This is a genomic window from Dehalobacter sp. CP (assembly GCF_047652685.1).
Classification (GTDB): domain Bacteria; phylum Bacillota; class Desulfitobacteriia; order Desulfitobacteriales; family Syntrophobotulaceae; genus Dehalobacter.
In genome coordinates this window covers 2,106,908-2,117,998 of record NZ_CP157399.1, presented here as the reverse complement: position 1 = coordinate 2,117,998, position 11,091 = coordinate 2,106,908, and the positions used below count along the sequence as shown (strand labels likewise).

10 protein-coding genes and 2 riboswitches are annotated in these 11,091 nt (G+C 43.2%); of the genes, 7 read left to right on the top strand and 3 right to left on the bottom strand.

Annotated features, from left to right (window positions below; all coding sequences use genetic code 11):
• The first annotated feature begins 1 nt into the window (after position 1).
• Positions 2-1,249, top strand: coding sequence for a transaldolase (gene tal / locus AAH944_RS10445; protein WP_415534856.1), 1,248 nt, complete (start codon positions 2-4; stop codon positions 1,247-1,249).
• Positions 1,250-1,260: 11 nt separating this feature from the next.
• Entirely contained in the window at positions 1,261-2,670 is a 1,410-nt protein-coding gene (locus AAH944_RS10440) for a phosphoglucomutase/phosphomannomutase family protein (protein ID WP_415534855.1), read from the top strand.
• A gap of 184 nt (positions 2,671-2,854) precedes the next feature.
• Here the strand turns inward: AAH944_RS10440 and AAH944_RS10435 are convergent, their stop codons facing one another.
• On the bottom strand, positions 2,855-3,397 hold the full coding sequence (locus AAH944_RS10435) for a hypothetical protein (RefSeq protein ID WP_415534854.1): 543 nt from the start codon (positions 3,395-3,397) through the stop codon (positions 2,855-2,857).
• A 313-nt stretch (positions 3,398-3,710) separates the two neighbouring features.
• Positions 3,711-3,793, top strand: a riboswitch (ZMP/ZTP riboswitch).
• Positions 3,794-4,206: 413 nt separating this feature from the next.
• Between AAH944_RS10435 and AAH944_RS10430 the strand changes: the two genes are divergently transcribed.
• From AAH944_RS10430 to AAH944_RS10410, 5 genes are all read left to right on the top strand, one after another.
• Complete coding sequence (locus AAH944_RS10430) at positions 4,207-4,929, top strand: DUF421 domain-containing protein (RefSeq protein WP_415534853.1); 723 nt, start codon at positions 4,207-4,209, stop codon at positions 4,927-4,929.
• A gap of 83 nt (positions 4,930-5,012) precedes the next feature.
• Positions 5,013-5,095: riboswitch (ZMP/ZTP riboswitch) on the top strand.
• A gap of 73 nt (positions 5,096-5,168) precedes the next feature.
• Positions 5,169-7,403: a formate C-acetyltransferase gene (pflB, locus tag AAH944_RS10425; protein WP_415534852.1), complete on the top strand. Its 2,235-nt coding sequence runs from the start codon at positions 5,169-5,171 to the stop codon at positions 7,401-7,403.
• A gap of 12 nt (positions 7,404-7,415) precedes the next feature.
• Positions 7,416-8,183, top strand: a complete 768-nt coding sequence (pflA, locus tag AAH944_RS10420; protein WP_415534851.1) for a pyruvate formate-lyase-activating protein — start codon at positions 7,416-7,418, stop codon at positions 8,181-8,183.
• 91 nt (positions 8,184-8,274) lie between these two features.
• Complete coding sequence (locus tag AAH944_RS10415) at positions 8,275-8,754, top strand: hypothetical protein (protein WP_415534850.1); 480 nt, start codon at positions 8,275-8,277, stop codon at positions 8,752-8,754.
• Positions 8,755-8,781: 27 nt separating this feature from the next.
• Positions 8,782-9,960 carry an iron-containing alcohol dehydrogenase gene (locus AAH944_RS10410; RefSeq protein ID WP_415534849.1) on the top strand — a complete coding sequence of 393 codons (1,179 nt, stop codon included), beginning with the start codon at positions 8,782-8,784 and terminating at the stop codon, positions 9,958-9,960.
• Positions 9,961-10,188: 228 nt separating this feature from the next.
• On the opposite strand, the gene AAH944_RS10405 is transcribed toward AAH944_RS10410, so the two are convergent.
• Complete coding sequence (locus tag AAH944_RS10405) at positions 10,189-10,353, bottom strand: hypothetical protein (RefSeq protein ID WP_015044317.1); 165 nt, start codon at positions 10,351-10,353, stop codon at positions 10,189-10,191.
• 1 nt (position 10,354) lies between these two features.
• Positions 10,355-10,873 carry a CarD family transcriptional regulator gene (locus tag AAH944_RS10400; RefSeq protein ID WP_019225462.1) on the bottom strand — a complete coding sequence of 173 codons (519 nt, stop codon included), beginning with the start codon at positions 10,871-10,873 and terminating at the stop codon, positions 10,355-10,357.
• Positions 10,874-11,091 lie beyond the last annotated feature (218 nt).

Here is an 11,091-nt window from a genome sequence, read left to right as displayed (position 1 = left end):
GATGACTAGTCTTATTAAAGAAAATCATTTAAAACAAGTGGGAATGCTCGGCCAGCCCATCTGGCTGGATGATATCCGCCGCGATCTGATCACCGGCGGTGAGCTTCGGTGCCTGATTGAAGAAGATGGGTTGCGGGGGATGACCTCGAATCCAGCTATTTTTGCAAAGGCGATTACGGGCAGCCATGATTACGATGAGGACATTAGGAGCATGGCTCTAGATGAAAAAGACAGCATGGAAATTTATGAAGCTCTCAGCCGGTGTGATGTGCAGAGTGCAGCCGCTGAGTTTCGGACTGTGTACGACGAGACTAACGGCAAAGATGGATATGTCAGCTTGGAGGTCAATCCGCATCTGGCATACAATACTAACGGCACAATTACTGAAGCTCGCCGTTTATGGGCTGCCTTGAATCGCCCTAACGTCTTCATCAAAGTCCCGGCAACGACAGAAGGGCTGCAAGCGATCCAACAACTCATTAGCGAGGGAATCAACATCAACGTGACGTTGCTCTTTGGATTGCCTCGCTATCGACAGGCTGCCGAAGCTTACATCGCCGGCCTTGAAGCGCGTCTGGCCCAGGGAAAGGCTGTGAAGCGTGTGGCCTCTGTGGCAAGTTTCTTTGTAAGTCGAATTGATACACTGGTGGATCCGCTGCTGGAAGAAATAATTGCGCAAGGGGGCGATAAGACGCAGCTTGCGAAGCAGGTTCACGGGCAAGTTGCCATTGCCAGCGCCAAGGCTGCCTATCAAATCTATAAGGAAACCTTCGGTAGTAATCGTTTTAAAAGATTGGCTGACCAGGGTGCCGGTGTGCAGCGGTTGATCTGGGCCAGCACCGGTACGAAGAACCCGGAATACAGCGATGTTAAATATGTTGAGGCGCTCATAGGAGCAAACACGGTGGACACGATCCCGGTCGAAACCTTCGATGCCTACCGCGACCACGGCGAACCAAAAGCCCGCCTCGAACAAGATATCAAGGGAGCCAATAGGGTTTTGCTGCGATTGTCGGCGCTCGGCATCAACATCGAAAAGGTAACCCAGCAACTCGAGCAAGAAGGCGTCCAAAAATTCAACCATCCGTTTGACGAGATGATTGAGGTTTTAGCAAAGAAGTGTTCACAGAATTTGGGCAGGTATGCTCTCTGTAACCAGCACGGTTTTGCAGCCAGCTTCCAAGCCAATGAATCGAGGAAAGTACCTAAAGAAAAAGTAGTGACCGGGAAAAGTGCTTGTATAAAATGAGGGGGTTTGGAATGATACGATTTGGAACAGACGGTTGGCGGGGGATTATAAGCGAAGATTTTACCTTTAATAATGTGCGCCTGGTCGCCGAAGGAATAGCAAACTATGTGAACGGTCGTGAAGAAGCGGGCAAAGGCATCGTTGTTGGATATGATGCGCGTTTTTTGTCAGCGGAGTATGCGGGTGACTGTGCGGCTGTGCTGGCCAGCAAAGGGGTTAAGGTCTGGCTAGCCGACAGTATCCTGCCGACGCCGGCGCTAAGTTGGAAGGTCAAAGATTGTGCAGCTGCCGGTGGGGTGATGATAACTGCCAGTCATAATCCAGGGGAGTATAACGGTCTCAAATTCAAGGCTTCTTATGGCGGTTCTGCTTCTCCTGAAATCATCATGGAGATTGAAAAGTGTATCCGCCAACTGGAAGCTGGCGGACAAACATTTTCCAAGGTTGCCTTGTCGTCAGATGTGGAATATTTCTCACCCTGGGAGTCCTATCTGGAACATGTTAAGGCCATGCTGAACCCAAAGATGATGGCCGGCTTTAAAGGGAAAATTGTCTTCGACGTCATGCATGGTGCCGCAATGGGTTATCCGAACGAACTGGCAAAAAGCTACGGGCTGAATATGGTCGAGGTGCACAGCGAGTTCAATCCTTCCTTTGGCGGTATAAACCCGGAGCCCATAGAGAAGAACCTGGATGCCCTGAGGCAGGCGATGAAAGAACATAAGGCCAGTATCGGCCTGGCGACCGACGGCGACGGTGATCGTATCGGAGCAATGGATGCTGATGGCCGCTTCATCAATCCCCATCAAATTATGGCCCTCTTGATAAAATATCTTGTCGAGAAGCGTGGATGGAACGGCGGTGTGGCGCAGACGCTGACGGTATCCGAACTGGTGAAGCGAATGGCCAAAAAGCACGGTCTGAAACTTTACGAAACACCGGTTGGCTTTAAGTACATCACGACATTGATGCTGAACGAAGATATTCTAATCGGTGGTGAGGAGTCGGGCGGTATAGGATTAAAAAATTATATCCCCGAACGGGATGGATTACTGTTGGGATTTCTTTTGATTGAGATAGTGGCTGCTTATGGCAAGACATTGGGGCAACTGCTTAATGAGATGATGGAGGAACTGGGTTGGTGCTATTATGACCGCGAAGACCTGCACCTGGAAACAGATAAAAAGGTACGGCTGATGAAGGAGCTGGCTGATAATCCACCGAAGACGCTGGATGGGCTGGAAGTCTTGGCAAGCAATAGTTCGGATGGATGCAAGCTTTATTTGGAGGACAGCTGGGTGATGTTTCGAGCATCAGGAACAGAGCCTGTTGTACGTATCTACGCAGAGTCTAATAATCCCCAGCGGTTGCAGGAACTACTAAATAAAGGAATTGACTATGCCAGAAACGGGTGCAATTAGAGTTCTCAAACTCCACGTACAAATGGTTATTACTAGGTAAAAGTCGATTACCATTCAGAATAGATTTGTTAAAAATGGGTGATAGAGTTTTTGTAATAGAAATGTCAAAGGTTTACACAGAGATTTTAAAGAGTATAGGAATTCCTCAAAATTTAGGAGAGAATTCCTATACTCGAATAGAAGTTTAGCCTACTACACCAGCTAATTTCACTTGCTCACTCGTCTTGTCAGTCGGTTTTAAGTAGTCATTTTGAGGGGGAGCATCGAATAATGAATCATGTCCAAATATAGCAGCTGCGATAGTGGCAAGCATTCCGTACACAATATTACTAGCAACATAGGATAGATTGCTTGCCGCATCTTTAGGTTTAACACGATTCTTGGGAACAACATTTGGAATGGCCGTAGCGATTGCGCCGATAGCAGTCCCAGATACGATTCCTTTAGTCACAAGTTTGTCGCGACCGCTTTGGGTCAAACGCTTAATAATGTAATTAGCTCCGATGATGCTAACGGCAGAGTTCATAATTAAGCCAAGAGCCTGTCCTTTCACGCTTTTTGCTTGACTCTTCGATAAAAACATTCCTGCCGCAGCTTCCCGATATGATCGTTTAGATATTCGTGCTCGCCTGGAAATTCCATCAACAAGAGTCATTCCTACCAAACCAATAATGCCTGAAACAATTGCAAGTGTTTCCCGATCTTTTATTTTCAGCAAAGTAATCATCCTCCTTTTCTAAATATTCTCTGATTAATGAAGACAAATTAATCATGGAAAATAATTTATTCATTGTAGATTGATACCAACAATAAATAAAAAAACAAGATAAAAATATGCTTTTCGGTTGATGTTGGTAGCGTTTTATACCATTATATGGATTTTAAGGGCTTTGTTTTAAGCTATTTTACTTGACTTTTCGGACAGTCTGACCATAATGGAAAAAAGCTTCATCAAAGATGAAACTAAAAAATATCACAGAATAAATACAGCTTACATAAAATGGTAGTTGACAAAGCCATTACAACCATATAGAATATCTCTAAGCTTTCAAGACTGGCGGACATATAGGTTTAACCATAAGGGATTGGAAGAGTTAAAATGTCGACCGCCTGGGCAATATAAATATTGTCCAGGTTTTTTATTTTCTGGCGTGCCCAGCTAAGCACGCATTATCTAGCTGGTGAAAGTCCAGTCGGGGTAAGCGCCAGGGCGCCCCGTAGCTAGGATGCCTGAGTAGAGAGAAATCTGTGTGTAGAAGCGCATCAACAGAAGTGCCAAAAGGATGTTCGGACAGACATAAGCGGAGCTTTTGGGTCGGGATATCGTCACGAATATGTAAAACTACCTTTTTCCTGGTTTGCCGTTTAAGAAGCTTGAAAGCATTGTAAGCGTTCTGTTTTACTGCCGTTTGTACATTGAAGCAACAGGTGAAAAAAATAAAAGGTGGATTGATAAGGCATTTGGTGTATAATTCTCTGTCTTTGAATGTATAATACGCATAATAATTGGGTCGAGTTATACAGGGGGCGGCTACTATGAACGATAATATCATCGGTATTTTAGATATTGTGCTCAGAAGCATACTTTCAGTTATTATCTTATTTTTGTTAACTCACTTATTGGGAAAAAAACAACTCTCTCAATTAAGTTTTTTTGATTACACAATAGGCATTTCTATTGGTTCTATTGCTGCATCTTTAGCAATCGATAATGAAATTCCTTATTTACATGGAATACTCGGAATTCTTATTTATGGTAGCTTTGTATTACTGTCTTCTTATGTATCCCGGAGAAGTATCCGTGCCAGAAAGTTTTTATGTGGAGTGCCGACAATTTTAATACAGAATGGCAAATTGATCGAACAAAACTTAAAGAAAGCCAGATTTCATATCAATGAAGTAATGGAGGAATGCAGGAACAAAGGTGCATTTAGTATTAGCGATGTAGAAAACGCAATCCTTGAGACAAGCGGCCAAGTCAGTATTCAACTTAAAGCACAAAGACAACCTATAACACCTGAAGATATGAATATAAATACTTCCGCTAAAGGCATTGCTGCCAACCTGATTATTGACGGAACAGTCTTAAAAAAACATCTCAGCCTTGTGAACCGGGATGAAAAGTGGTTAACTCATGAATTGAAGAAACAAAAGGTTAATTCGGCGCAAGAAGTATTACTGGGGTCTCTTGATTATGACGGCACATTACATATAGACCTAAAAAACAATGATCCAGTCCCTTTTGACGTACTTGAATAGCGTATTCTGTTCGCACTTTGAATAAACATAGCTCCATATAAACGGGTAATTGACAAAGTCATTACATCCGTAATAGAATATCGGTAAGCTTCCAAGACTGGCGGACATATGGGTTTAACCATAAGGGATTGGAAGAATTCAAACGTCGACCGCCTGGGCAGTATAAATATTGTCCAGGTTTTTTTATTTTCTGAGTCACCCTCATAAAATTCAGAATCTGGCAAATTAGGGGGGTTAAAATGATGAATAATACAGGATGGGAAAACTTCAAAGACGGCAGATGGCAGCAGGAAATTGATGTCAGGGATTTCATACAAGCAAATTACCAGCCTTATGAAGGAGATGAAACTTTTTTAACGGAGGTAACGAACCGGACTCAGCATATTCTAGAGAAACTTTCAAGGCTGCAAAAGCTTGAGAAGGAATTCGGCGGCGTGCTGGATATCGATACCTCAACGGTTTCTTCATTGCTAAGCTATGCCCCGGGCTATCTGGACAAGGAAAAGGAACTCATCGTTGGCATTCAGACCAACAGGCCGTTAAAAAGAGGAGTCAATCCTTTTGGCGGGATCAATATGGCCAGGAAGGCCTGCAAGGCCTATGGTTATACCATGGATGAGAAAATCGAAAGAGAGTTCTTTTACAAGACGACGCACAATGACGGTGTTTTCCGTGTCTACACCGATGAAATGAAGGAAGCCCGCAGGAGCGGAATAATTACTGGACTGCCGGATGCCTATGGACGCGGAAGGATCATCGGCGACTACAGGCGTGTAGCACTATATGGCGTTGACAGGCTGATTGCAGGGAAAAAAGAAGATAAGCGTAAAAAGGGTCAGTTGCTGATGGACATGGAGAATATCAAAGTAAGCGAGGAATTGTACAAGCAGATCGATTTTTTAGAAAAGCTTAAAAAGATGGCGGAGCTTTACGGTTTCGATATATCCCAACCGGCCGTAGATTTTAAAGAGGCGGTTCAGTGGTTATATTTTGGCTATCTTGGCGCGATTAAGGAGCAGAACGGTGCCGCCATGTCCCTGGGAAGGGTTAGCACATTTCTGGATATCTATGCTCAGCGGGATATTGATCAGCAAAGATTGACTGAACGGCAGGTCCAGGAGATCATAGACGATTTCATCATTAAACTGAGAATGGCCCGGCATCTTCGGACACCAGAATACAATGAGCTTTTTGCCGGGGATCCCATGTGGATCACGGAGGCTATCGGAGGTATGGGCGAGGACGGAAGGACGCTGGTTACTAAAATGTCCTACCGTTTCTTGCATACGCTATATAATCTAGGACTGGCACCCGAGCCTAACCTAACTGTGCTGTGGTCCGCGGCGCTGCCGGAGGCTTTTAAACGTTATTGCGCCAAGGTGTCTATCGATACCGACTCTATACAGTATGAGAACGACGATGTAATGCGCACTTTATATAGGGATGACTATGGGATCGCCTGTTGCGTATCGGCGATGAAGATAGGCAAGCAAATGCAGTATTTCGGAGCACGCTGCAACCTGCCAAAGATGTTGCTTATGGCTTTAAACGGCGGAAGGGATGAAATCACCGGCAAACAGGTCGGGCCTGTATCCGAAGGGGTTAAGGCCGGTTTACTGGAATACGGGGATGTCATGAAGCGGTTCGCTTTTTATCAGGGATGGCTCACCAGGCTGTATGTTAATACCATGAATGTCATCCATTATATGCATGACCAGTATGCCTACGAAAAGCTGCAGATGGCATTGCATGACACGGATGTCGAACGCTTCATGGCTTTCGGAATCGCCGGACTTTCCGTGGTTGCGGATTCTTTGAGTGCGATTAGATATGCCAAGGTCCGGGCAGTCAGAAACGAAAAAGGCCTGATCCAGGACTTTGAAATAGATGGAGAATACCCACGGTTCGGCAATGATGACGACCGTGTGGACTTGATTGCTGCAGAGCTGACAGAGGATTTTATCGGGGAGCTGAGAAAGACGTCTGCTTACAGGAACGCCGTGCACACCCTTTCGGTGTTGACAATTACCTCCAATGTGGTCTACGGTAAAAAGACAGGTGCAACCCCGGACGGAAGGAAAAAGGGCGAAGCGTTTGCTCCCGGTGCTAATCCGATGCATAACAGAGAGGCAAACGGGGCGCTTGCATCGTTGAATTCTGTTTCAAAGCTTCCGTATGAAGCCTGCCGGGACGGGATATCCTGTACTTTTTCCATAACTCCTTCCACCATCGGCAAGAACTGTGAGGAACAGAAGAGCAACCTGGTAGCGGTCTTAGACGGTTATTTTGATATGAAGGCCCATCACATCAATGTTAACGTTTTGAACCGTGAACAACTGATTGACGCTATGGAGCATCCGGAACGTTATCCTAACCTGACGATACGCGTATCGGGTTATGCAGTCAACTTCAACAAGCTAAGCCGCCAGCAGCAGCAGGAGGTCATCAACAGGACCTACCATGAAAGGCTATGAGGCAGTAAGCAGATGAGCGGCAAGACGGAAGAAATAGAAAAGACGGGAAGGATACACTCCATTGAGACCCTTGGAGGAGCGGATGGACCTGGATTGAGAATGGTTATTTTCATGCAGGGATGTCCATTGCGCTGTATCTATTGCCATAATCCCGATACTTGGGATAGGAATGGGGGGAGGGAGTTCACTGCGGAAGCTTTGGTGCAAAAAGCGATGCATTACCGCACTTACTTTGGCCGGGAAGGCGGTGTCACGCTTTCCGGCGGAGAGCCGCTTATGCAGCCCCTTTTTGCGGCAGAACTGTTCAAACAGCTTAAAAAGGCTGATATCAACACGGCTCTGGATACTGCCGGCACAATACCGTCGGAGGATGTAGCCAAGGTGCTGGCAAATACCGACACGGTTCTGCTGGATATCAAAATGCCGGATCAAGAGCGGTATGATCAATATATCGGAGGCAGTCTAAGTACGACAATGAATTTTCTGCATGCGGCTTCGGCGGCAGGCTGCCGGATATGGATACGGCATGTGGTAGTACCGGGCATCAACGACAAGAAAGATGATATCGTCAGCCTGTGCAGTCTTATTTATGATAGCGGAGTAGCTGTGGAACGAATGGAACTGCTACCTTATCACAAGATGGGTATTGAAAAATATAAGCTACTGGGACTGTCATACCGGCTAGCCGAGGTTCAGGAACTCGGAGAAGGAAGACTTGCCAAGCTGCTGGAGTATTGTTTGGAAGAACTGCCGGAACTGTTCCGGGCTATTAAAAAATGAAAACGTTAAACGGAGCTCTTCTAATATCCGAATAATTAAATGCCTTAATGGATATCCTAAGCTTGCATATAATATAAAGGGGATTGCAGTAATGCCAATTTTTTTGTTGCATCCGTTTTATGCTGTGACTTTTACTTTGCTCTTAATCGTCATTGTACCTAAAAAAGATATTCGACGATTATCTTTGTTTGGTGTCGTTTTAGGTGGAATGATGGATTCTATTGTCCACGCTTTCGGGTATTTTACTGGATTATTTTATTGGACGAATTTTGGTCCTTTTGGCTTCATCGGTGTTCATCTTTTTGCCAACATTGCCTGGACGGCGTTTTTCATCATCTATTTTTATTATTTACCAAGACAAAAGCCGTTTTATTATATTTCTATCGCAGCAGGAGTGTTTGCTTCGATCTTATACTATAATCTATTGCTTGATATAGGGATTTTCGAAGCTTTCAGCAGATTAATTCTGCCGCTGATTGGTTTTACGGTCTGGTTTTCGGTTGCTACCTGGGCATTTTTAAAATGGAACCATTTCGTCGATGGTAAAAGCAGAGAGAAAATGGTTCCCTAATAATTTATTTTGCAAAGTATAAGGTGGTTGGCCTTGGAAAATACCCATAATTTTTTTATCCCTAAAACCAATTTAATCGGCGTTGGGGCAATTAAGGATCTTCCTAATCAATTATTGTCCTGGAAATTAAGTAAAGCGTTGATTGTGACTGATAAGAATATGATCAAACTTGGGTATGTTGAAAATATTGAAAAGATACTGAAGAGTCTATTTATTTCCTACGATATTTTTGACGGGATTTTACATCCCAATCCGACAGTACCTTTTGTTGAGGACGGATTAAGATATTTTAAGCACGGCTGGAATGTCTTTAAACGAGACTATAAATTAATCATTTCTATCGGCGGCGGCACAAATCATGATTGTGCAAAAGCGATTGCTGCAGTCGCTGTAAACGGTGGCTCCATTACAGACTATGAAGGATATAACAAAATAACCAAACCGATGATCCCTCTTATTACAATCAACACAACGGCTGGTTCCGCAGCAGAAGTAACACATACCGCAATCGTCACGGACAATACAAGAAAGGTGAAAATGGTAATCACTTCAGCTTTATTGACACCGTTTATATCCGTAAACGATCCAATTTTTATGACCACGATGCCGAAGGAAGTAACATCTAGTTCTGGAATTGATGTTGTCTCGCATGCGATAGAAGCGTTTGTTTCGACAGAAGCATTTCCGATTACAGATGTTTTGGCTTTGGATGCACTGAGGTTGTCATTTGAGTACTTACCGAGAGCCTATGAGAACGGCAATGATTTGGAAGCCAGAGAAAAAATGATGTATGCAAATATTATGGCAGGACTTGCCTTTAATAGCGCCGGTCTGGGCTATGTGCATGCAATGGCGCATCAGCTGGGCGGTTTTTATAATGGGGCTCATGGATTCAATAATGCTGCTCTACTGCCTCATGTTTTTAGATTCAATTCTACGGCGATACCGGAGCATCGGATTCTGAAATTATGCGAAGCTATGGGGACGGTTACACATCGTAAGGAGCAAGCAATAAATATTATTATCGAATCGATTAAACATTTGTCTTCTGTAATTGGTATTTCCGAAAAACTATCTATGATGGGTCTTAAGGAAGGTGATATTGAAAAACTGGCCAATAATGCGATAAAAGATATTTGCACGTTAACAAACCCCAGGCAGGGATCGGTTGAAGATATCATTAATATCTACCAAGCTGCATTATAAAGCTCCTTAACTCTTTTTGCCGAAAAATACAGTTTCTTAAGCTTTTCAACGGCCTTCTAAGGGGTTTATTTTTCTTTTAGGTTATTGTTTTCAGGGGTTAATATGGTCCAGACTTAGGGCTAAGACACCCTCTATCAGCCCCTATTAAAAAAGATCCTGGATTTTAAACCCAGGGTCTTGGGAAAAGAGCTATGAATATACTTAAAATCGCTGGTGGTGTGGTATAATTTAAGCTTCTTTGGTTTTGTCTAAACCAAACTGCTCTGCGTATTTGTTGTATAAGATTAGATCAAATCTGCCATTTTTTTCTGCTGATGGTTTTATGTCGATCAGAAACTGAAGTTTTTGTTTTTTCGATAAATAACTAAAATCATACCAAGTATATGGTTTCAAATTATTTTACCTCCTGAAATTCTACATCTAATACGTTGGCTGCTAACACTGAATCTAATAAATCTGTTGCTTTCTCTTTAGTCATACATCTTACTTGCATCAGTTCACTGATAAATATATTACGGGCGCCCTCCAACATTTTGGAATCTTCTTTTCCCAATTTACCAAGGAGGTTTTTTCGCGTTAAATCACGGATTATTTCTGTCCCTTTGAAAATATCGCCGCTTCTCATCTTTTTCGTATTTAAATCAGTGCAGTATTTCTGGTTTTTATAAAGCAGGGGATCAGTAATTCCCTCATTAAAATTTTCCAGAATCTCCTCAAAGATAGAGGATTCAACCAGCTTCCGGATGCCAAAGCTTTCAGCTTTATCCTGGGGAATCATCATTTGCATCCTGGTTTGGGGTACGTTGACAATATAGTAAATTCTTTTTTTCCCCAAGATTTCTTTTTCTTCAATAGCTTCAATAGTTCCCACTCCATGCATAGGATAGACAATCTGATCACCAACTTGGAACATATATTCACCTCCCTGAGTCAGTAGCTAATTAAGCATATCATAGAAAGTGATATATAGCAAATCAATTATTTTATCATTTATAAAAATGTATGTCAATGATTAATGTCAATGAATTAATGGTTAATAAATTAATAAGCTTCTAATAAGCTTCATTTGTAAAATAAAGCTATAATTAATATCCATAAACATTTTTATAAAATGGTAAAAGGTTGAAAAAA